The sequence below is a fragment of the Jonesia denitrificans DSM 20603 genome (assembly GCF_000024065.1).
In the GTDB taxonomy this organism is placed as follows: domain Bacteria; phylum Actinomycetota; class Actinomycetes; order Actinomycetales; family Cellulomonadaceae; genus Jonesia; species Jonesia denitrificans.
This window is the reverse complement of record NC_013174.1, coordinates 1,635,639-1,658,644: the sequence shown is the minus strand read 5'-3', so window position 1 is coordinate 1,658,644 and position 23,006 is coordinate 1,635,639. Positions and strand designations below refer to the sequence as shown.

Sequence of the window (23,006 nt, the reverse complement as noted above, 5' to 3'; positions counted from 1 at the left end):
GTTTTCCGGGGGTACCACACCGTGGTGCCCCCGGTTTTTTGTGCGAATTCCCCTCGCCAGGCTTCGTGTGTTCCCGTTAGTGTTGGGCCGTTACGCCCTGAACGAGAGATTGAATGAGATGACACCTGACGAGTACACCGCTGAGGTTGCGAGTAACCCTCACACCCCAGCATTGACACTGCAAGATATCGCGAAGACGCGCCCTGATTTGCGTCCTATGGTTGCGGCGAACCCCGCGGCCTACCCTGACCTGGTGAACTGGTTGGCCGGTTTGGGTGATCCACACGTTGACGCCGCCATTGCGCAACGCAACGCATCACCACAAGCGGTGACCGACCCTGTGAACGGTAGTGTTCCCACCCAAGACAACGCTCCAACCAGTGCTGCGCCACTAGCGCCAGTTCCGTTGCCAGATGGGCATGTGGCGCCCACGCCATCCACGGGGACAACTGCTGATGCAGGTTCTGAGCAGGCACAGTCTGCAGGAGACGCGGGGCGGGCCCCACGATCGCGCCGAGGATTGTGGATTGGATTAGGCGTGGGCGCTCTTGCCCTGGTTGCGGCAGGTGCTTTTGCGCTGAACCATTTCGTGTTCTCAAAGATCAGTGGTGCAGATTCGCCGGAAGCAGCCGCAAACAACCTTGTTATGGCGCTGACAGAATCTGATGAGATTGCTCTGTACGGAGCGCTCTCTCCCGCTGAACGCGAGTACTTCGGTGACGTGATGGGTCAGTTCAGCACTCACTTTGATGATGCTTCCAACGAGAAATGGGCTGAGCACGCGCTTGCCTTCTACGACAGTTTCTCCTTTGAGGCATCGTCAGTGAACTATGAGGTTGAAGACCTCGGCGACGATGTGGCGCGGATCACCATTGCTGAGGGTGAGTTCACGCTGGATGCTGACGGTGACAAAGTCGCTGATGCGGTGAACAATCTTCTTGTCGAGGTGGAAGCCACATCGCTGGGTGAGCTCATCACCCAAGAAGGCGGAACCTTCCCATCGCCTCAGGAAGTTGCAGATGACGTCACCACAGGCATCGCTGAAGAGTTCCCTGTCACGTTCACAGCAGAAGACTTGATCATCCCAGCATCTGAATTGGGGTCGGGACTCGACAGCTTCAGCACTGGCGGGTTGGGTGTTCCTGACGTTCAGCCAAGTGAGGATCTTGAGGATGTTGCATTCGCTTTGGTGGCGGTGAAAGAAGACGGCAGTTGGTTCATCAGTCCGCAGTTGACTGCTGCTGACCTGCAAGTACGCATGATGGGTCAAGCCCCAGATTACGGGGCATTGCCAGCGGCTGTCCCTGCAGATTCTCCAGAGGAAGCAGCGGAGCAGATGGTGAGGGCCGCGTTCGAGGGTCTGGACACACTTGACTTCTCAGCGATGGCAGGCCACTTTGTTACCGCCGAGCGAAGGGCGGCAGGGCTTGTGCCTACAGTGGAATTGTCCGCGGAAGAACAAGCGGAATATGACGAAATTGTCAGTTCACTCAGCCTCTCGGACGTCTCGTACTCTGTTGACCGTGTGGAGGGTGACACTGCCTACCTCATCTTGGACAACCTCGCTGTTGACATGAGCGTGGAAGGACTTCCGTATACCTTCACCATGTCCAATGATTGCGCTGGAGTGAATGCGTCAGGGATGACGATGTCCATGTGCATGCGTGACATTCCTGCACTTCAAGAACTGGGACTGAGTGATCTGCGGTTGATTGCGCGCGAAGAAAACGGCGGGTGGGTTGTCTCCTCAGGGCAGTCCTCAGCTGATTCTCTGGGTGTTGTTGGTTCTCAGGCGCTGCGGTTGTATGAAGAGGGCAAGCTCACTGACGAACAATGGTGGATGGATAACCTTGGGATTCTTTCCCAGTATGGCGCCATGATGTCAGAGTACTGACAGGGGTGTGGTGAGCGGAGTGTTCCGCTCTGACCATGACGTAAGCGGGGTGGGGTGCACAACCCCACCCCGCTTATTGTCTGTGTCGTCACTCGGACAGCGGGACATGACCAGACAGATAGTTGTACAGTGGACGGGTGCACACCAGCATGTGGATGAACGTGAGGCATGGTCTCCTCCTTCTGTGCCGCGACGAGGCTTAGAGCCGGTCTCTCGTCGCGGCGGTCAGCGTGTGCCGGCACTTGAAGCCACCATCGCAACGAAATGACGAAGGAACATCATGAGTGCCTCTGACCAACAACCCTCTCCAATGCCGATGCACAAGTATGTGCCATTTGACCGCCAGATCACTGTGGATCTGCCGGATCGAACCTGGCCATCACGCACTATCACTCGTGCGCCACGTTGGTGCGCAGTCGACCTGCGAGATGGGAACCAAGCCCTCATCGAACCGATGAATGCTGAACGTAAACTGCGGATGTTTCAGCTTCTTGTGTCGATGGGGTTCAAAGAAATTGAGGTGGGCTTCCCGTCTGCCTCTCAAACTGATTTCGATTTTGTGCGTCTTCTCATTGAGGGTAACCACATCCCTGACGATGTGGTCATCCAAGTTCTCACTCAAGCCCGGGAACACTTGATTGCCCGGACCTATGAGTCGTTGCGTGGGGCGAAACAGGCCATTGTTCACCTGTACAATTCCACGTCCATTGTGCAGCGTGAGGTTGTGTTCCGTTCTGATGAGGACGGTATCGTCGACATCGCCTTGGAAGGCGCCCGCCTGTGCAAGAAGTTCGAGGACACAATCCCCGACACCGATATCTATTACGAATACTCCCCAGAGTCGTACACAGGCACTGAACTGGAGTTTGCGGTTCGTATCTGTAATGAAGTGCTGGATGTGCTGGAACCACGTGAGTCACGGCCGGTGATCATCAATTTGCCTGCAACCGTAGAAATGGCGACACCGAACGTCTACGCGGATTCGATTGAATGGATGAGCCGACACCTCAAATACAGGGAGCACGTCGTGTTGTCGCTGCATCCCCACAATGACCGGGGAACGGCAGTTGCTGCCGCGGAATTGGGTTACATGGCTGGTGCGGACCGAATTGAAGGATGCCTGTTCGGAAATGGTGAACGCACGGGCAACGTCGACTTGGTGACGTTGGGGATGAACTTGTTCAGCCAGGGCATTGACCCCCAGATCGATTTCTCTGACATCGATACAATTCGTCGCACAGTTGAGTATTGCAATCAAATGCCGGTTCCAGACCGGCATCCCTATGCGGGTGACCTTGTTTTCACAGCCTTTTCTGGATCGCATCAAGATGCGATCAAGAAGGGTCTGGAGTCGATGGAGGCGCGGGCACAAGCAGCCGGCTGCTCAGTCGATGACTTGGTATGGGCTGTCCCGTATCTGCCCATCGATCCAAAAGACGTCGGGCGCAGTTACGAAGCTGTGATCCGTGTGAACTCGCAGTCTGGAAAGGGAGGGGTGTCTTACCTCCTCAAAACAGAACATCACATGGACTTGCCGCGGCGTTTGCAAATTGAGTTTTCCCGTGTCGTGCAAACAGTCACAGACGAACAGGGCCGTGAGGTCACAGGCGAAGACATTTGGCGCATCTTCTGTGATGAATACTTGCCTGTCACGGAAGGATCCGGGTTGGCGCCATGGGGCCGATTTGCATTGGAAGGTACGCGAACAGTGTCAGCTCAGGGGCAGGAAGACACCCTGGAAATTGACCTCATTGACCAGGGTGAGCGGGTGACACTGACCGGGATGGGCAATGGTCCCATTGATGCTTTTGTGCAGGCCCTGTCTGCCTATGGGGTGGACGTCACAGTCTTGGATTACTCGGAGCACGCGTTGTCCTCAGGAGGCGACGCATCGGCTGCTGCATATGTCGAATGTCGGGTATCTGACGAGGTGTTGTTCGGGGTGGGGATTGACCCATCAATCACCACGGCCTCACTCAAGGCGATCATCTCCGCAGTGAACAGGCAAGGACGTCACCCGCAGCCTGAGGATCGCCGCTGATGATGTTTGCTGGTCAGTTGCGTGAGTGGTGGCATGCCGCTCTATCGTGATGACGCTGTCGTGTTGCGGGCACAAAAGCTCGGTGAAGCCGACCGCATCATCACTCTCCTCACGCGTGAACATGGCAAAGTTCGTGCAGTGGGTAAAGGCGTGCGCCGGACCGGCTCGCGGTTCGGTGCACGCCTGGAACCCTTCATGCATATTGATGTGCAACTCAATGAGGGGCGAACGTTTGACGTTGTGACGCAGGTGGATACGATCGGTGCGTATGCCCGCGATATTTGCATTGATTATGGGCGGTACACGGTGGCTGGCGCGTTAGTGGAGACTGCTGATCGTCTCGTTGTCGCGGAGCGTGAACCGTCTGTGCAGCAGTTTTGGTTGTTGGCGGGTGCGCTGCGGACGTTGGCTAGCCAGCAGGTCCCCGCTGACTTGATTTTGGATTCCTATTTGCTTCGAGCTTTTGCCGTGGCTGGGTACGCGCCATCTTTCGATGTGTGCGCCCAGTGTGGTGCGCCCGGTCCACACACAGCGTTTTCCGTGGCTGCAGGTGGCGCAGTGTGTGCGCGCTGTCGCCCACCCGGTTCTGCGTCGCCCGCGTCAGGGACGTTTACGCACATGGCGGCTTTGTTAGCGGGGGAGTGGGGCGTGGTTCTTTCTTCGTCGGACAGGCACGTGCGTGAAGCTCGTGGGCTGATCGCAGCATTTACGCAGTACCATCTTGAACGAACAATTCGTTCGCTTCGTTTTGTGGAAAGGTCCTCACGTGACTCCAGTTCCCCCTCCTAGGCATCCATCCGGTGCCTTACCTCCTGGGATCCCTGCGCAGTTTGTGCCACAACATGTAGCAATCGTCATGGATGGGAATGGTCGTTGGGCTAACCAGCGTGGGTTGCCACGTACTGAGGGGCACAAAGCTGGTGAGGTGGCCCTCCTTGACGTGGTTGCTGGTGCCATTGAGATGGGAATCCGTCATGTCAGCGTGTATGCGTTTTCCACGGAGAATTGGAAGCGGTCACCTGATGAGGTGCGTTTCCTCATGGGGTTCAATAAGGAGGTGTTGCGTCGGCGTCGCGACACGATGAATGAGTGGGGGGTGCGGGTTCGGTGGTCGGGTCGCCGTCCCCGGTTGTGGCCATCGGTGGTCAAGGAGTTGGAGGAAGCGGAGGCGTTAACTCGCTCCAATACTGTGTGCACATTGAACATGTGCGTCAATTATGGGGGGCGTGCTGAGATCGCCGATGCGGCAGCTGCGTTAGCCCGTGATGTTGCGGCAGGCAAGCTGGACCCGAGGAAGGTTTCTGAGAAGGTTCTCGCCCGCTATCTTGATGAACCAGATCTTCCGGACGTGGATTTGTTTGTGCGTAGCTCTGGTGAGCAGCGTTTCTCCAATTTTATGTTGTGGCAGTCGGCATACGCTGAGATGGTCTTTCTTAACACATTGTGGCCGGATTTTGATCGCCGAACGTTGTGGGAAGCAGTGGGTATTTATGCTCGACGCGACCGGCGTTATGGTGGGGCAATTGATGCTCCGGTGGTGGACCAGTGACTGGTGCACTACCGGATTGGAGCAGAGTTTAGCCCCGTGGTGGTGTGGAGCGCGCAGTGTCAAGCCGGCGACGTTTCATGATGATGACGGCGATGATGGCAATGAGCGCGAGGATGAAGAGCGCCAAGCCGAGGGGGGACCCTGCAGCAGCTTGAACAGCTGCGACCCACGCAGCCCAACCCACCAGGGAGTAGATCAGTGAATGCGCGATGCACCCGAGAACCATGGCAGGGAGGTAGATCCCGAATGGCATACGGATCAGGCCAGCGGCCGCATTGAGGATTGTTTTTGTGCCGGTCGCAAAAAATGAGAGAAACACAGCCAGTGGCCCCCAGCGTCGAACTGTCACCATGCCGTGGGTGGTGCGAGGGCCGTGCATCCATCGAGTGGATCTGGCCAGGAGGGAGTGGGGATCGTGGGTGCGTTTCATGGTCTGGGTGGCCACTGCACGAGCCAGCCAGTATGTGATTTGGGTGCGCACAAAAACGATTGTGAAAAAGAAAACAAACAGTTCAACAAAGGGTGCGCTGTCACCAGGTTGAGGCACCTTTTCAGGCTACCCTTACTTGCGATCCGGCAAGTCGAGGTGTGAGCAACATCGCGTCAGCGTGTGCGGGCTGCACACGTCACACAAGTCCCAAAAAGCTCAATGGTGTGCTCGATGTTGATGAACTCGTGAGCGCGGCCAACACGGCTTGCCCAGTCTTCTACAGTAGGCCCATCGATCTCTACGGTTTTCCCACAGGAACGACAGACGAGATGGTGGTGATGCTCGACTCGTTCACATTGACGGAAGAGCATTTCGCCGTCGTCAGTGCGGAGCACGTCAAGTTCACCGGCGTCTGCAAGGTTCTGCAAGGTGCGGTACACCGTGGCGAGTCCTGCTGTTTCGCCACGTTCTTTGAGCAGATCATGGAGTTGCTGCGCAGATTTAAAGTCGTCGGTTTGCGCAAGCAAGTCGGCGATAGCTTGGCGTTGGCGGGTCATTCGTTGCATGGTTCGCTCCGGGTTTGCTGGGGTGTTGCAGCCGACAATTGTACGTCGTCAGGGAGATCTGGGTGCGGATCACCAGGAGTGTGGCGTTTATTGAGAAAACTGCGTACCACCAAAGCAAGCAGATAAGCAGCAACCGCCAGGAGGACAATCGTTGCACCAGGTGAGAGCTGATGTACCCAGGTGATACTTAATCCGCCAACGGCAACGGTGACACCGATTCCCATGGCGGTCAGCATCGTACTTTTAAAGGTTGTTGCCACTTGTTGGGCCGCAGCCACGGGCACAATCATGATGGCTGATACGAGGAGTAGTCCGACGACGCGCATCGATACGGTCACTGTGAGAGCCGCCACGATGGCGATCGCAATATTGGCGGTTCGCACAGGCAAGCCTGAGGCACGGGCGAACTCTTCGTCGTTGGACACGGCAAAAAGCACTGCACGTAACCCAAATCCCACGGCGAAGATCAGAGCGCCAAGACCAAGGATCATCGCAAGGTCGAGGTCGGTCACCGTGGTAATGGAACCGAAAAGGTATCCCATGAGGTTTGCGTTTGTTCCTCCAGCGATGGAGATAAGGACAACTCCACCAGCGATTCCGGAGTAGAAGAGCATGGCAAGGGCAACGTCACCGCTAGTGCGTCCGCGTTCGCGGACGTATTCGATTGCGAGTGCTCCGGCTATTGCCGCAACGATGGCCCCAGGTATGGCCAGGGCGTCGCGCTGGACGAGGTTCATAGCTGAGCCAACCATCCAGCCTAGAGCAACACCGGTTAGTGCGACGTGACCGATTCCGTCGCCGAGTAGTGACAGACGGCGTTGAACGAGGTATGTCCCCATAATGGGGGCGGTGAGGCCCACAATGGCAGCAGCGAGAAGTGACCGCTGCATGAAGGGGTCAGTGACCATGTCAATGAAGGAGTTCATTGGTCCACTCCCATCTCAGGGAGGAGGGCAGAGCTGAGTTCAACAAACCCATCATGGGGATGAATGTGTTCATGGTCTGGACCTGCGTGTTGGGTGGTTGCTCGCAAGGCAGGGCCATCGTGGACGATTCGCCCGTGTCGAAGAACAACGGTTCTGGTGATCAACGGTTCGAGTTCTCCGAGTTCGTGAAGGACAACGATGATTGTTCGTCCTTGCTTGACAAGGTTAGTCAAGGTCGCAGCGAAAGCCTCTTGCGACGGCTGGTCGACACCCGCAACTGGTTCATCAAGGATGAGCAGGTCTGGGTTGCGGACCAAGGCGCGCGCGATGAGGACCCGCTGCTGTTGTCCACCGGACATCGAGTTCAGTGGCTGGTGAACTCGATCTTCAAGGTGAACCAAAGCTAGTGCTTTGTGGGCTTGGTCCATCGCGTTTTTGGGAAGGCGGATTCGACGACCAAATAGAAGTCCTGATGCGACAACTTCGCACGATGATGCGGTGATCCCTGACTGGGCAGTGACGCGTTGAGGTACGTACCCCACGCGGTGCCATGGCACCTTGGGGCCGGGGCGGTGTCCAAACAGTTCGATGCGCCCTGATGTGGAGGGGATGATGGATGTCAGTGCACGCACCAGGGTAGATTTTCCGGAACCATTCGTGCCCAAAAGTGCGACAACCTCACCAGGTGTGATGTCGAGCGACACGGAGTGAAGGATGTGGCTCGTGCCCAGGTGGACGTTGAGGTCCTTGATGGAGACGATGGGTGCCTCGGTCACTGGGTACACTCCATTCCCGTGGTCAGCGCGTTAAGGTTGTTTGCCATGATTGTCAGATAGGTGTCGTCATCGGAGGTTAACCCCTCGATGGGGTCCAAGACTCCAGTGGTGATGCCCAGGTCAGAGGCCAGTGTTTCAGCGACTTTGGGGGACACAAGCGTTTCAAAGAACACCATGGGCAATCCAAGGTCGTCGATGGCTGCTTTGACTTCACGCACACGTGCAGGACTAGGTTCAGCTTCCGGGTCGATGCCAGAAATTGCAATCTGGTGGAAGTCGTATTTTTCGGCAAGGTAGCCAAATGCTGCGTGAGTCACCACGACGCTGTCGTGAGTGCAGGTGGACAGCCGTGCCGCGTACTCTTCATCGAGTTCGGTGAGTGTAGTGATCAACGAGTTGGCGTTGGCGAGGTAGGTGTCCGCGTTGTCGGGGTCCACGTCAGCTAGAGCGTCAGCGACGTCCTGAGCTGCTTGGGAATACAGTGTGGTGTCGAGCCAGAAGTGTGGGTCTGTTTCGCCGTGTTCAGCGTGTTCTTCGTCGGTTTCGTCTTCGTGTTCGTGCTCGTCAGTCAGCGGGAGGGTTGCGTAGATACCGGCATCAACAACGTGTTCGGGGGCGCGTTCCTCAATTGCTTTGTCTACGGTACTTTGAAAACCGGACTGATACACCACAAGGTCGGCTGAACTGATGTGTCGTGCTTGAGCTGGCGCAAGTTCCAGATCGTGCGGCTCGCCGCCTTCGGGAGTGAGTGCGATCAGGGTGACATTGTCTTGGCCGATCTCGTTGACAAGGAACTCAAGTGGGTAGAATGATGCCGCCACTTGTATGCGCCCGTCATCCTCAGGATTTGGGCTGCAGGCAGCAAGGAGAATGGTCGCGGTGAGTCCTGCAGCGAGAAGAGCCTTGGTGTTCATGAGATCCATTATCAATAGTCGGTGGGGTGTGAGTCAAAATGATTCCCATCACCGTGCGTGGTCATCCCCATCATCTAACGCATCGGGCGGGTAGGCTAGTGAGTTCGCAGAGACTTCTGCCTGCCCGATACAGCCCCACGCGCCACGTGGGGCGATGAACACAAGTTGGAGTGATGACTGTGGCCGCTGCGCCTTCCCGTCTCGACAATGTCATTTCCTTGGCCAAACGCCGGGGCTTCGTCTTTCAAAGTGGAGAGATCTACGGAGGTTCACGCTCAGCGTGGGACTACGGGCCACTTGGAGCTGAGCTCAAGGAGAACATCAAGCGTCAATGGTGGCAATCCGTTGTTCGCGGCCGTGACGATGTCGTGGGCATTGATTCCTCTGTCATACTCCCGCGCGCGGTGTGGGAAGCCTCAGGGCACGTGGCAGTGTTTACTGATCCGCTCATTGAGTGCACCTCGTGTCATAAGCGTTACCGTCAAGACACATTGCAAGAGGAATTTGAGTACAAAAAAGGCCGCGCCCCCCAGTCAATGGACGAAATTGGTTGTGCAAACTGCGGCAAAAAGGGAGAGTGGACTGAACCTCAGAACTTCTCCGGTTTGCTGAAGACATACCTTGGCCCAGTTGATAATGAGCAAGGTCTGCACTACCTCCGCCCTGAAACGGCACAGGGCATCTTCGTCAACTTTGCCAATGTGCAAACAGCCTCGCGCCTCAAACCCCCCTTTGGTATCGGCCAGATCGGTAAGTCGTTCCGCAACGAAATCACACCAGGGAACTTCATCTTCCGGACTCGCGAATTTGAGCAGATGGAGCTTGAGTTCTTCGTCAAGCCAGGTACTGACGAGGAATGGCACCAACGGTGGATCGATGCCCGTAAAGCGTGGTATGTCGACCTGGGGATCAACCCTGACAATCTTCGGTTGTACGAGCACCCACAAGAAAAGCTCTCGCACTATTCCAAGCGAACAGTAGACATCGAATACCGATTCGGTTTCACCGGTGGTGAGTGGGGTGAACTGGAAGGGGTCGCAAACCGTACCGATTACGACCTGCGCACTCACACAGAACACTCCGGCAAAGATCTCTCCTTCTTTGACCAAGCTGAAGGGACCCGTTACTTCCCATATGTGATCGAACCGGCAGCCGGGTTGACTCGTTCAGTCATGGCGTTCCTGGTCGAGGCATACACAGAGGACGAAGCCCCCAATGCGAAGGGTGGAGTAGACAAACGCACTGTGCTTCGTTTGGATCCCCGCCTTGCCCCAGTGAAAGTTGCCGTTCTCCCGCTGTCGCGCAACGCAGACCTCTCGCCCAAGGCCCGGGATCTTGCTGCAGATCTTCGTCAGTTCTGGAATGTCGACTTTGACGATGCGGGTGCTATTGGGCGCCGGTACCGCCGACAGGACGAAATCGGGACACCATTTTGCATCACGGTGGACTTCGACACCCTGGAAGACAACGCTGTGACCATCCGCCACCGTGACTCCATGGAACAGCACCGTGTTGCGCTTGACCAAGTGCGCACCTACCTCGCAACCCACCTTCTTGGAGCGTAACTGCGCAGTGTGACGTCAAACGATGACGCGTGCGGCGGTCGCTGGGCAGAAATGCACGGCGACCGCCGCACACTGTTTTCCGGATAGTGAATCCGGCATCATGCCTGAGCGAACGGACGTCACGGTTGGCGCGGGTGATCGATGACAACCTCGATATCGCTGGAAAAGTCTTTCCCGTCTGTCCGAGAAATCTCTTGACGGACGGGTACGTAATCCATCGTGCACGCAGTATTGGGTGGATAATCCACAATGTGCAGCGTCACAGTGTCTGTCCCTGCGGTCACAGACTCAACAAGGTCAGGACACGACGAGGACCCGGCTGCGGTGTACACAATGACACCATCACTGACGATCGCCCCAAGTGATGATTCATCCCCGTCCCAAGAATCCACAGGAACTTCCTGAATACGAACCTCAATACCGCCATTGTTGTCCGGCTGGTTATTGCGATCCACTGTACATCCCATCATAAAAATGACCACTGCAGTCCCTAGTGCAAGGGCGGTAACTGTGCGTTTCATCATGAACCTCCGTTGCCTGACTCTCTCATGGTGTGACCAGGATCCACACGCCATCACGGTTGAGTGTGCCGCCATGATGACACAATAGTGAGGTGACTTCGACGAATCAGCCAGCAACCCACACAGCGACCACACCGGTGCTGCCCCCGTTGCGCATCGGTCAGCATGTCAGTGAAACCCCCGTTGTCCTCGCCCCCATGGCTGGGGTCACCAATACGGCTTTTCGGCGCCTTTGCCGCGAGCAAGGTGACGGGTTCTTCGTCGCTGAGATGGTCACGAGCCGTGCTCTGGTTGAACGAAACGACGTGTCACTGCGCATCGTGTCTTTTGAAGACTACGAACAACCACGATCTGCCCAAGTCTACGGGGTCGATCCAGCAACAGTTGGTGCTGCAGTGAGCATCATTGCCGGCGAGGATCGCGCTGATCACATTGATCTCAACTTTGGTTGCCCTGTGCCCAAAGTGACCCGTAAAGGTGGTGGAGCGGCACTCCCGTGGAAGAAAGAACTGTACACGCGCATCGTCGATGCAGCCGTCCGCGCGGCTTCACCACATCACGTCCCTGTCACAGTGAAGATGCGTATGGGCATTGACGACGACCACATGACATACCTTGAAGCAGGGAAAATCGCCGAAGACCTGGGAGTTTCCGCCGTGGCACTCCATGCGCGAACTGCTGCACAGCACTACTCGGGTCAGGCGCGCTGGGACGCGATCAAGAACCTCAAAGAACATGTCACAACCATCCCTGTGCTGGGTAACGGTGACATTTGGAGTGCTGAAGACGCACTGAACATGGTTGCGCACACCGGATGCGATGGGGTTGTTGTCGGACGTGGCTGCCAAGGCCGTCCCTGGCTTTTTGCTGACCTGACCGCCGCATTTGCCGGGAGAGACGAACGTGTCACTCCCGGATTAGGGTATGTTGCTGAGACCATTTACCGCCATGGAGAATATTTGGTTGAGTTCTTCGGTGACGAAGGTCGAGGTTTACGTGACCTGCGCAAACACATGGCGTGGTACCTCAAAGGCTACGCCGTTGGTGGGGAAGCGCGGCAAGCGCTTGCACTCGTTGATTCGCTTGCTGACCTGCGCCGTAAACTCGACGAACTTGACCATGATGCCCCGTACCCAGGGGAAGCTGCTGAAGGGCAGCGCGGCCGAGCAGGAAGCCCGAAGCGCCCGATTTTGCCGTATGGGTGGCTTGACTCACGCGAGCTCAGTGACGAGTTCCGCATCACACTCCAGGAAGCAGAGTTGTCCGTTTCCGGAGGCTAGATGCGCTGAACGTAGGGTGGCGTCTGGTTATTTCAGGTGCTGCGAGTGTCAGGAGTAACGTGTTGAGGGGGAGACTGTCCGTGACAGCCTCCCCCTCATCTGTTGTGGGTCACATCTCGTTATCGACGGCGAATCCACACACAGGTGTCACGTTCGATCGTGAGGGCAGAGTGCATAGGTGCACTGGAGATAAGAATCTCTGTTCCTTCAGGGAGTTCAACTGCGTCCCCACCAATATTGGCGATGCAAATGACCCCGTTGTTCTCGAACGCGAGCACCTCACCGGTGTGCACAAACTCGCTTAACCAGGCCAACGAGCCAAGGCCGATACCGAATTTCTTCCGCAACGTCAGCGCCTTGTTGTACATCGCATAAGTCGAGTCGGGTGCGGCCTTTTGGACGTCCGCTGCGCACGCTCGATACGTGTCTGGCTGGGGGAGCCAGGACTGACCTGTCGGGGAGAACCCATACGCTGGCGCGTCAGCTTCCCATGGCAGCGGGACTCGGCAGCCGTCACGACCGGCCTCGGTGTGCCCCTTGCGTTCCCAAGCGGGATCTTGGCGGTACTGGGGTTCCAACGTGGTGTGGTCGGGAAGACCGAATTCCTCTCCTTGGTACAAGTAAGCTGAGCCGGGAAGAGCAAGCATGAGGAGGGTAGCGGCACGTGCCCGGCGTAGCCCGAGGGCTGCGTCAGGTTGTGGGTCGTTGGGGCCAATACCGTTCGGGTTGAGCTCTCCGCCGACGAGCCCCATGCGTGAGGCGTGTCGGACAACGTCGTGGTTGGACAGCACCCAGGTGGTGGGAGCCCCAACTTTGTCATTTTCACGGATCGATGCGTTGATCACTGTGCGCAAAGCAGCGGCATCCCACTTGGTGGTGAGGTAGGAGAAGTTGAAAGCCTGCTGCATTTCGTCGTCACGCACGTACAGCGCGAGGCGGGACAAGGGCTCGACCCAGGCTTCGGCGACCAACGCCCGGTCACCGTCATACTGGTTCAGGACGCGACGCCACGAACGGTAAATTTCGTGGACGCCATCCTGGTCAAACATTGGGCCGGAGTTTCCGCCACCATTTGAGCCGTCTTCATCGGGGGTGCCGTCGGTTTTGATTTGAGTTGCACCATCGGTCGTTGACCCCTCGACCATGTTGGTCACACCATCCCAGTCGGGAAGGCCGGGTGCTTTCACCATGCCGTGTGCAACATCGATGCGGAATCCGTCGACTCCTCGGTCAAGCCAGAAGCGCAGAATGTCGTGGAAGTCTTCTTTTACTTCCTGGTTGTCCCAGTTGAGGTCTGGTTGACGGGTATCGAACATGTGCAGGTACCACTGAGTGTCGCTGATTCCATCTTTGTCAGCGTCCCAGCGCTGGTCTACGCGGGTCCAGGCGGGACCACCAAAAATTGACTTCCAGTTATTGGGTGGAAGTTCCCCATTCTCACCACGGCCATCTCGGAACATGTACCGGTCGCGTGCTGGAGAACCAGGCCCTGCGGCGAGAGCTTCACGGAACCAGACGTGATCGTCACTGGTGTGGTTAGGAACAAGGTCAACGATGACCCGCAACCCAAGCGTGCGTGCTTTGGCGGCCATCGCTTCGAAGTCGTCCAGATCACCGAAGATTGGGTCGATTTGGCGGTAGTCGGCTACGTCGTACCCGGCGTCAGCTTGTGGTGACTTGTAAAACGGTGACAGCCACAGCGCATCAACCCCGAGGTCTTTGAGGTGGTCAAGGCGTTGGGTGATGCCTTGGAGGTCGCCGATTCCATCGCCATTTGCGTCTGCAAAAGACCGTGGATACACCTGGTAGATGACGGCGCTGCGCCACCATTCTGCTTCACCTTCGTGGGCGGAATGGAGGATCTGGACGTCAGGTGACGTGGTTGTCAGGGTCAGGGCCACGTGGCTCTCCGTTCGTTGTGGGGCGGATTAGTGGTGTTGGTGCATCGCGGTTAAGACTGGAGTCCTTGATACACATGTACTCGTGCGTCGGGAGATGTGCCAGTTGAGTTGCGCACGATGAGTTCGGGGTGGAAAAGAAGTTCTTGCCGGGGTGCTGGTGAACCTTCGATGAGGGCGACTAGACCGGATACTGCTGCTTGTGACATGGCGGAGACAGGTTGGCGGATGGTGGTCAGTGGTGGGTCGGTGAAACCGATCAATGGTGAATCGTCGTAGCCAATGATGGAGACGTCTTCAGGGATGCGCAGACCCTGCTGGCGGGCAGCGCGGACAGCTCCTAGTGCCATGAGGTCGGAGCCGCATACGATGGCGGTGTGATCGTTGGCGAGCAGTTCTGTGGCGGCCGCTTGTCCACCTTCGACGGTAAAGAGCGAGGTTGCGATGTGGGCGTCTGGATCGATAGTGCCAAGGTGGCGCACCAGCGCGTCTTTGAATCCCCGTATTTTCCGATGCGAGGAGATGAACCGGTCCGGTCCGATCGCTAACCCGATTCGTTGGTGTCCTAGGGATACTAGGTGACGTACAGAAAGGTCCATCGCCGCAATATCGTCACAGGAAATGAACGGCGCGTCGATGTCGCTGGCCCACCCGTTAACACAGACATAGGGCAAGTTTTGGGAACGGAGTAGTTCGTAGCGGCGGTGGCTTGCGCGAGTGTCTGCGTGGAGTCCGGCAACAAAAACGATTCCGTCCACTGAATGATCTGTCAGCATGTCGATGTATTCGTCTTCAGTGGTGCCACCAGGTGATTGTGTGCACAGTAGTGGGGTGTAGCCGCGCTGGGATAGGAGCGACTCGATTGTCTGCGCAAATGCAGGGAAAACGGGGTTGGTGAGCTCAGGCACGATGAGTCCGACAAGCCCAGCGGACCGGTTTCGGAGTTTGTCGGGCCGTTCGTAGCCCAAGAGGTCGAGTGCTGCCAGAACGGCTTGGCGTGTTTCAACGGCGACTCCGGGTTTGCCGTTGAGGACGCGGGAAACGGTGGCGGTGGAAACACCGGCTTGTTCTGCAAGGTCTGTAAGCCGGGTCTTGTGTGGGCCCGACAGGTTGATCGAAGACACCTCGGACCTCCTTGTCGATTGATCGATGCGAGTGGGCGGCGCGTGGCTGTCAGGTCTCCTTTGCAAGGTTTGCAGGGAGCTGAGCTGTGCCCGAGTTTAGCGCAGGAACGTCGTCGAACCGCGTAATCACGGGGCCACTAGCCGCTTTTGTTCATTCTCTGAACAGTGAGTGTACGGCCTTTACCGGTCTCTATTCAATCGTTACATGAAAGTTTCTGCAAGGACTTGCATGACTTGCAGAAAATCACGTAATGTCTCTTGCATCGCAGTCACTCACATCGATGGACTGCTTCCCATCCCCGTATGACATTGGAGAAACACGATGCAAAGAGGCATCCCAGCAACAGCTGCAGCACTCGGTATGGCACTTGTTCTCGCGTCCTGCTCCGGCGGTTCCGACAACAACGACAACGAGCCCACCGCGAGCGAATCAACGGGCGTTGCCGGCAGCATGACAATCTGGGTCGACGAAACTCGAATCAACGACTTTGAATCCGTCATCCAGAAGTTCGCTGATGAGCGAGGTGTCGACGTTCAGGTTGTGCAAAAGGCATCCGGTGACATCCGCACCGAATTCGTCCAACAAGTTCCCACTGGTGAAGGCCCAGACGTCATCATCGGTGCGCACGACTGGCTCGGCGAGTTCGTGTCCAACGGTGTTGTCGCCCCAGTTGAACTGGGTGACAAGGCTGCTGGCTTCGCCGAAGCAGCAACCAAAGCGTTCGCCTACGAAGGCACAAACTACGGTGTCCCGTACGCAATTGAATCCATTGCCCTGGTCCGCAACGACGAACTTGCCACCGAAACCCCTGCCACGTTCGACGAACTGATCGAACAAGGCAAGGAACTGGACGCCAAGTACCCCGTTCTCTTGCAGCAGGGTGCTGAAGGCGACGCCTACCACATGTACCCACTGCAGACATCCTTCGGTGCACCCGTGTTCACCTCCGAGGACGACGGTTCTTACACGACGGAACTCGGTATGGGCGGCGAAGCTGGACACAACTTCGCTGAGTACCTGAAGAAGCTTGGTGGCGAGGGAATCCTCGACTCCAACATCGGTGGAGACCAGGCAAAAGAAGCCTTCATAAAGGGAGAGTCCCCTTACATCATCACCGGCCCTTGGTACGCCAATGAATTTGCTGCTGAAGGCATGACGATCTCGGTCCACGAGGTTCCGTCTGCTGGTGGAGAACCTGCACAACCATTTGTCGGAGTGCAAGGCGCGTACATCTCTGCTAAGGCAAACAACCCTGTTCTTGCCCAGGACTTCGTGGTGAACTACCTCTCCACTGAAGAAGCAGCAGATGAAATCCACGCAGCAGGTGGGCGAGTGCCAGCCTTGACTGCATCAGCTGACAAAATGACGGACGAGCTTGCGAAATCCTTTGGTGAAGTGGCCGCAGCGGGTGCTCCTATGCCATCCATCCCAGAAATGGGATCTGTGTGGGCTTACTGGGGTGCGACCCAGGTGGCGATCTTCACCGGTCAAGAAAAGGACCCCGTAGCTGCATGGGACCGCATGCTGGAAAACATCAACAGTGAGATCGCCGGAGGCTAATCTCCCGGCGTAGGTTCGCACCCGCAGCGAACCGCACCACGACACAGTCATCGGGGGTCTTGCGTCTTCGCGGGGCCCCCGATGCCGTTGTCACTAAGACAACGTAGGTTAGCAGTGGACACACGCACAGCCGTACCTGGCTTGGCGGGATAATTCTCAAGGAGAGACATGTCAATCGGGCAGCAGGCGGCCACACCGCCGCACTCGAGGAAACGGTCGGGGGCAGGCATTCAGGATGCCTCTCCGGCACGGAACTTCACTGCGGGCTTCTTCGCGAAGCTCGCTATCATGGCCGTTATCAACGCCTTTGGCTTGTACGGGCTCTACGCTTCGTGGGCGGTTGGCGCATGGGGTGTTTTCACTGGCCTCGCTATCGCCGTTATCGTTGCCAACTGGGTGTACTTTTCGCGCCGCGCAATTCCCGGCAAATACCTGTACCCGGGGCTTCTCTTCCTGTTCACTTACCAACTGTTCACCATGGTGTACACCGGGTATGTGGCCTTTACGAACTACGGCGACGGCCACAACTCCACCAAAGCAGATGCGATCTCCTCGATCCTTTCGTACAACGAAAAACGAGTCGAAGGAACTGCTGGTTACCCCATCACTGTCCTTGAAGATGCAGATGGCAACATCGCTTTCGGGATCGTTGATGATGGACAGTCCAAAGTTGGTGCCAACGACACCGCTCTTGAGAACATCGATGCGCCCAACGACGGTGCCCGCATTACTGACATCGACGGCTACACGATCCTCGACTTCGCACAAATTGCTGCCAACCAGGATGAGGTAGTGAACCTCCGCGTTCCTATTTCCGATGACCCCAATGACGGGTCCCTGCGCACCACCGATGCGACCAACGCCTACGTGTACCGGTCCGTTTTGGAGTATGACGAGTCTCGCGATGTCATGACGAACGTCGAGACGGGCGTCGAGTACACCCCAAGCGACCGAGGGAACTTTGTCTCCGCTGATGGGGAAGAACTCAGCCCTGGATGGCGCGTCTTTGTGGGGGGCGAGAACTTCACCAAGATGTTCACTGACTCCCGGTTGTCTGGCCCCTTCTTCCAAATCCTTGTGTGGACGTTCGTCTTTGCTTTCTTATCTGTTGCCACAACATTTGCCTTGGGGTTGGCACTTGCACTGGTCTTTAACGACCCTCGTGTGCGAGGCCGAAAGTTCTACCGTTCGCTGCTGATCCTGCCCTATGCGTTCCCTGGGTTCCTCTCAGCGCTGGTGTGGCGAGGGATGCTCAACGAACGTTTTGGTTTCATCAACGAGGTCATTTTGCAAGGTAGTTCAGTACCTTGGTTGACTGACCCGTGGCTTGCAAAGTTCTCCATTATCATGGTGAACCTTTGGCTCGGATTCCCATACATGTTCCTGATCTGTACTGGGACATTGCAATCCATCCCTTCCGATGTCCTGGAATCGGCGCGCGTTGATGGTGCGTCCCCTTGGCGTGTGCTGCGGTCCATTATTTTGCCGTTGCTCATGGTCTCCACGGCTCCATTGCTGATCTCGAGCTTTGCGTTTAACTTCAATAACTTCGCACTGATCTACATGCTGACCGGTGGTGGCCCCAACTTCACCGGAAGCCCACTGCTCATCGGGTCCACAGATATTTTGATCTCGATGGTGTACTCGGTTGCGTTCGAATCAGGGGTGAAGCAGTACGGGTTGGCGTCTGCTGTGTCCATCCTGATCTTCATCTTCGTTGGAATCATCTCGTGGCTTGGCTTCCGTAAGACCAAGCAGTTGGAGGAGATCTGAGATGTCTGCTGCAGTGAAATCACGCGCGTCACACCTTGAGATTCGTGATAGTCGCCTCAAAGGGGCCCAGTGGTGGCGTCAAGTGGGCTGGCGGCACATTGTGGGTGTTATCGGGATTGTGTACGCGATCTTCCCCCTCATCTACGTGTTCAGTGCCTCGTTGAAGCCACGAACCACCTTGACTGGCTCCAACGAACTCTTCTCCGAAGTGAAGCCGGACAATTACGCCAACTTGTTTGACACTGGATTTGCTCAGTGGGCTCTCAACTCGCTGTTTATCTCGTCAGCGGCAGCCATCGGAACGGTTCTCATGGGTGGGGCAGCAGCGTATGCGTTCTCACGCTTCCGGTTCACTGGGCGCCGCGCATCGTTAACCGCGTTACTCATTATCCAGATGTTCCCGCAAATGCTTGCAGTGGTGGCGATCTTCTTGCTGTTGCTGTCGTTGCGTGAGGTTTTCCCGTTCCTTGGTGCCAACAATCAACTAGGGTTGATCGCTGTGTACCTGGGTGGCGCACTCGGGGTCAACACCTTCCTCATGTATGGGTTCTTCAACACGGTCCCGCACGAAATTGATGAGGCTGCCAAGATTGATGGCGCAAGCCACGCACAGATTTTCTGGACAATCATCTTGCGTCTTGTCTCGCCGATCCTCGCAGTGGTGGGGTTGCTTGCGTTCATCGGAGCATACGGAGAGTTCATCATCGCGAAGACTGTTCTGTCGCACACTGACAAAATGACTTTGGCGGTGGGCTTGTATCAGTGGGCTGCAGACGAACGGAACGCTCCGTGGGGCTTGTTTGCTGCGGGTGCTGTCTTGGCGGCGATCCCGATTGTCACACTCTTCCTGTTCCTCCAAAAGTACATTGTGTCCGGTCTGACAGCCGGTTCTGTGAAGGGATAACCACGACGATGCCCGCCTCACCTGGGTCGATTCCTGCTGTGTATCTTGTTCCCCACCATGATGGGTCTGCGCTCTACGTTGAGAAGCTGACCCCGTTGTTGGGGGAGGAGGTGCGCGTACGACTGCGGGTGCCGGCGGGCATCAATGCCCGTGAGGTACACGTGCGGATGGTCCGTGATGGTGAACCGCGCTTACGTCCTGCCCGTCTGCTCCACGAGGGTGCGGACGAGTCATGGTACGAGGCTGACGTGTTGGTCCACAATCCCACCACGCGGTACCGATTTTTTGTGGTCCTCGAGTCAGGGTACGGGTGGGTGAACCAAAAGGGATGGTTCACCCACGATGTTCCTGACGCACACGATTTTCAGTTGAGCGTGCACGCTCCTGCACCCAAGTGGCTCCATGACGGAGTGGTGTACCAGATCTTCCCAGACCGGTTCGCGCGCTCCTCCACCGCCCCCAAACTCTCTGAGACGTCTCTTCCTTCGTGGGCGATCCCAGCAACTGAGTGGAACGAAGAACCCATTGCCAGTGGGCCAGGTGTCTCCGAGCATTTCTTTGGTGGGGATCTTGACGGGATCGTCGAGCACCTGGACCATCTCACTGACCTCGGTGTCGGGACTGTCTACCTCACCCCGGTGTTTCCCGGGCAGTCCAATCACCGCTATGACGCATCCACGTTTGACAGTGTGGACCCGCTCCTTGGCGGGGATGACGCCTATGAGCGTCTGTCGCAGGCGGTCCACGACCGTGGCATGCACCTGATGGGGGACATCACCACAAACCACACTGGCGCATCACATGAGTGGTTTACTCGCGCAGCACACGACCCTGATGCAGTGGAACGTGATTTCTTCTATTGGATTCCTCAGGAGCCCGGGTACGCCTGTTGGTTAGAACACCCCTCCTTGCCCAAGCTGAACTACACGTCTGAACAACTGCGCAGCACGATGATTAAGGGACCACAGTCGGTTATTGGGCGGTGGCTTCAGCCACCTTTCAGCCTTGATGGATGGCGGGTTGATGTTGCGAACATGACTGGCCGCTACCAAGACATGGATGTCACCCACGATGTAGCGAAAACAATCCGCACAACAATGCTTGAGATCAACCCTGATGCGTTGTTGATCGCTGAACACTTTCATGATGCCTCAGCGGATCTTGGTCTTGGTGGCTGGCACGGAAACATGAACTACTCAGCGTTCACCCGTCCCGTGTGGGCGTGGCTAGCCAGCAGCGAAGCGGACATCCCGGCGTTTGGTCTTCCTGCGCGGATGCCTCGAATCGATGGCACGACCATGGTTCAGGTCATGCGGACCTTCGATTCCGTCTACCCGTTCACCACGCTCATGTCCCAGTGGAACATGCTGGGATCGCATGACACCCCTCGACTGCGTACCCTGGTGGGGTCGGCGGACAAGGTGGAGCTTGCCGCCGCGCTTCTCTTCACTTACCTGGGCGCGCCCGTAGTCTTTGCCGGTGATGAAGTGGGATTGACCGGAACTAACGGGGAACACGCACGGTCGACCATGCCGTGGAACGACCCCACCCGATGGGACGCCGACACGCTGGCCATCTACACAGCGCTGATTCGCCTGCGCAAGGAGCACCCAGCACTATCCACCGGCTCACTGCGGTGGCTCCACACAACTGACGATGCGGTGGTGTTCGCTCGGCAGGATTCTCGCGACACCATCATTATTGCTCTTGCTCGGGCGCCATGGTCTGGGGTTCGCATCCCACTGACAGTCGCGGATCGGATGGTGTGGGACGCATCGGCACACACCTGCGCACAAAGTCCCGCCGCCAAGAACCCTGAATTGATCTATGGTCACGGTGAGACAACTGTTACCGACGGTCACCTTGTGGTACCTGCGACCGGTCCCGCCGTCCACATGTGGCGCATCAGATAGGGAAATGGGTCGCTCATTGGATAGTGTTGCACTGTGACATTACGTGTGGCAGGACAACTCGCTTCAGGGTATGACGACGCTGACCTTGATCGGCTCGTCCCAGAATCAGCGAAGAACCCGAACCGCACGCCCTTTGAGCGGGACCGTGCGCGAATTCTCCATTCTTCAGCGTTGCGGCGGCTGTCGGACAAGACCCAAGTCCTTGGCCCAGAAAGCAATGACTTTATTCGTAACCGCCTCACCCACACACTTGAGGTAGCGCAGGTGGGGCGGGAACTGGGGAAAGCGCTTGGCTGCGACCCGGACGTTGTGGACGCCGCCTGCCTTGCCCACGACCTAGGACACCCACCCTTTGGCCACAACGGGGAGCGGGCGCTTGCGGAGATCGCCCATGACATCGGTGGGTTTGAGGGAAACGCACAGACGTTACGGTTACTTACGCGCTTGGAAGCGAAGGTGTTTTCTTCCACGGGCGTGCCTGCGGGGCTCAACCTCACCCGAGCTTCGTTGGATGCGTCCGTGAAGTACCCCTGGTCCTTTGCTGAACGTCCGGTGAAGGACGGTCAACGCACCCACAAGTTTGGTGTTTACCAGGACGATGTCCCTGTGTTTGAGTGGCTGCGGCAAGGCGCACCTGAGGGACGCCAATGCTTGGAAGCCCAGGTGATGGACCTGGCAGATGATATTTCGTATTCCGTGCATGACGTTGAGGACGCGATCGCGGGCGGAACCTTGGACTTGGCGATGCTGCACGCCGATGACGAGCAAACTCGTGTCATTGACTATACGACTGACTGGTATGGGCACCTTGTGTCAGCTGATGACCTTCGTGCCGCGATTGCGCGTCTTCGTGCCGCGAAACTACTTGTGACTGACTTTGATGGGTCGCGCCGTGCGTTAGCGGTGTTGAAAGATGCGACCTCGCAGCTCATTGGTCGTTTTGCCCAAGCTGCCCAGCATGCGACTCGGCAAGAGTATGGGGATGGTCCGTTAACGAGGTACAACGCGAATTTGATTGTTCCGCAGGAAACGTTGGCGGAGATTCTGGTGTTGAAAGGACTTGCGGTGGCGTATGTCATGGCGCCGCGTGAGACTCAGCGGACCTACATTGACCAGCGCGTGGTGATTGAGGATTTGGTGAAGGCGCTTTCCTATCATGGGGCTGAGGCGCTTGAACCGGCGTTTCGTGGTGACTGGCATGTGGCTCGTGACGAGGGGGCGAGGTTGCGTGTAGTGATTGACCAGGTCGCGTCCCTGACCGACGTGTCAGCGTTGCGGTGGCACCAACGGTGGTGTTTGAACGGGGAGACCCTGTTCCTGTGATCGGTTGCGTGTGTGGGACTGTTGCGTGCCGTGAACTGATGCTGGAAG

The 23,006-nt window shown here is 56.9% G+C and carries 19 protein-coding genes; 11 read left to right on the top strand and 8 right to left on the bottom strand.

Features of this window, described 5'->3' with window-relative positions:
• The first annotated feature begins 118 nt into the window (after positions 1-118).
• The 4 genes from JDEN_RS07760 (at position 119) to JDEN_RS07745 (ending at position 5,484) form a co-directional block, all read left to right on the top strand.
• Entirely contained in the window at positions 119-1,894 is a 1,776-nt protein-coding gene (locus tag JDEN_RS07760; protein ID WP_041287867.1) for a variant leucine-rich repeat-containing protein, read from the top strand.
• A 280-nt stretch (positions 1,895-2,174) separates the two neighbouring features.
• Complete coding sequence (leuA, locus tag JDEN_RS07755; RefSeq protein WP_015771816.1) at positions 2,175-3,935, top strand: 2-isopropylmalate synthase; 1,761 nt, start codon at positions 2,175-2,177, stop codon at positions 3,933-3,935.
• Positions 3,936-3,968: 33 nt separating this feature from the next.
• A complete protein-coding gene (gene recO / locus JDEN_RS07750; RefSeq protein WP_015771815.1) occupies positions 3,969-4,724 on the top strand; it encodes a DNA repair protein RecO in 756 nt (251 codons plus the stop codon).
• Complete coding sequence (locus JDEN_RS07745; RefSeq protein WP_015771814.1) at positions 4,702-5,484, top strand: isoprenyl transferase; 783 nt, start codon at positions 4,702-4,704, stop codon at positions 5,482-5,484. Before recO ends, JDEN_RS07745 begins: the two co-directional genes overlap by 23 nt.
• A 28-nt stretch (positions 5,485-5,512) precedes the next feature.
• Here JDEN_RS07745 and JDEN_RS07740 read toward each other — a convergent pair whose 3' ends face one another.
• The 5 genes from JDEN_RS07740 to JDEN_RS07720 form a co-directional block, all read right to left on the bottom strand.
• Positions 5,513-5,965 (bottom strand): DedA family protein, encoded by a 453-nt coding sequence (locus JDEN_RS07740; RefSeq protein ID WP_231953666.1) that lies wholly within the window; start codon positions 5,963-5,965, stop codon positions 5,513-5,515.
• A gap of 122 nt (positions 5,966-6,087) precedes the next feature.
• Positions 6,088-6,480, bottom strand: a complete 393-nt coding sequence (locus JDEN_RS07735) for a Fur family transcriptional regulator (RefSeq protein WP_015771812.1) — start codon at positions 6,478-6,480, stop codon at positions 6,088-6,090.
• Entirely contained in the window at positions 6,468-7,406 is a 939-nt protein-coding gene (locus tag JDEN_RS07730; RefSeq protein WP_015771811.1) for a metal ABC transporter permease, read from the bottom strand. Before JDEN_RS07730 ends, JDEN_RS07735 begins: the two co-directional genes overlap by 13 nt.
• Positions 7,403-8,182 carry a metal ABC transporter ATP-binding protein gene (locus tag JDEN_RS07725; protein WP_015771810.1) on the bottom strand — a complete coding sequence of 260 codons (780 nt, stop codon included), beginning with the start codon at positions 8,180-8,182 and terminating at the stop codon, positions 7,403-7,405. Before JDEN_RS07725 ends, JDEN_RS07730 begins: the two co-directional genes overlap by 4 nt.
• Positions 8,179-9,096, bottom strand: coding sequence for a metal ABC transporter substrate-binding protein (locus JDEN_RS07720; RefSeq protein WP_226926578.1), 918 nt, complete (start codon positions 9,094-9,096; stop codon positions 8,179-8,181). Before JDEN_RS07720 ends, JDEN_RS07725 begins: the two co-directional genes overlap by 4 nt.
• 173 nt (positions 9,097-9,269) lie before the next feature.
• Here JDEN_RS07720 and JDEN_RS07715 point away from each other — a divergent pair, with 173 nt between their 5' ends.
• Entirely contained in the window at positions 9,270-10,661 is a 1,392-nt protein-coding gene (locus tag JDEN_RS07715; protein WP_041287865.1) for a glycine--tRNA ligase, read from the top strand.
• Between the two features lie 119 nt (positions 10,662-10,780).
• Here JDEN_RS07715 and JDEN_RS07710 read toward each other — a convergent pair whose 3' ends face one another.
• Positions 10,781-11,185: a hypothetical protein gene (locus tag JDEN_RS07710; protein ID WP_041287864.1), complete on the bottom strand. Its 405-nt coding sequence runs from the start codon at positions 11,183-11,185 to the stop codon at positions 10,781-10,783.
• 89 nt (positions 11,186-11,274) lie between these two features.
• Here JDEN_RS07710 and dusB point away from each other — a divergent pair, with 89 nt between their 5' ends.
• The gene (gene dusB, locus JDEN_RS07705; RefSeq protein WP_041287863.1) at positions 11,275-12,462 is read left to right on the top strand and encodes a tRNA dihydrouridine synthase DusB; all 1,188 of its coding nucleotides are present in this window, start codon (positions 11,275-11,277) and stop codon (positions 12,460-12,462) included.
• 119 nt (positions 12,463-12,581) lie between these two features.
• On the opposite strand, the gene JDEN_RS07700 is transcribed toward dusB, so the two are convergent.
• Positions 12,582-14,363, bottom strand: a complete 1,782-nt coding sequence (locus tag JDEN_RS07700) for a glycoside hydrolase family 13 protein (protein ID WP_015771805.1) — start codon at positions 14,361-14,363, stop codon at positions 12,582-12,584.
• Between the two features lie 50 nt (positions 14,364-14,413).
• The gene (locus JDEN_RS07695; protein ID WP_015771804.1) at positions 14,414-15,484 is read right to left on the bottom strand and encodes a LacI family DNA-binding transcriptional regulator; all 1,071 of its coding nucleotides are present in this window, start codon (positions 15,482-15,484) and stop codon (positions 14,414-14,416) included.
• Positions 15,485-15,806: 322 nt separating this feature from the next.
• On the opposite strand from JDEN_RS07695, the gene JDEN_RS07690 reads away from it, so the two are divergent.
• From JDEN_RS07690 to JDEN_RS07670, 5 genes are all read left to right on the top strand, one after another.
• Positions 15,807-17,045: a sugar ABC transporter substrate-binding protein gene (locus JDEN_RS07690; protein ID WP_015771803.1), complete on the top strand. Its 1,239-nt coding sequence runs from the start codon at positions 15,807-15,809 to the stop codon at positions 17,043-17,045.
• Between the two features lie 168 nt (positions 17,046-17,213).
• On the top strand, positions 17,214-18,818 hold the full coding sequence (locus JDEN_RS07685) for an ABC transporter permease subunit (RefSeq protein ID WP_015771802.1): 1,605 nt from the start codon (positions 17,214-17,216) through the stop codon (positions 18,816-18,818).
• A 1-nt stretch (position 18,819) separates the two neighbouring features.
• On the top strand, positions 18,820-19,722 hold the full coding sequence (locus JDEN_RS07680; RefSeq protein ID WP_015771801.1) for a sugar ABC transporter permease: 903 nt from the start codon (positions 18,820-18,822) through the stop codon (positions 19,720-19,722).
• Positions 19,723-19,730: 8 nt separating this feature from the next.
• Entirely contained in the window at positions 19,731-21,635 is a 1,905-nt protein-coding gene (locus JDEN_RS07675) for a glycoside hydrolase family 13 protein (protein ID WP_015771800.1), read from the top strand.
• A gap of 33 nt (positions 21,636-21,668) precedes the next feature.
• Positions 21,669-22,958: a deoxyguanosinetriphosphate triphosphohydrolase gene (locus JDEN_RS07670; protein ID WP_015771799.1), complete on the top strand. Its 1,290-nt coding sequence runs from the start codon at positions 21,669-21,671 to the stop codon at positions 22,956-22,958.
• Positions 22,959-23,006: the final 48 nt, after the last annotated feature.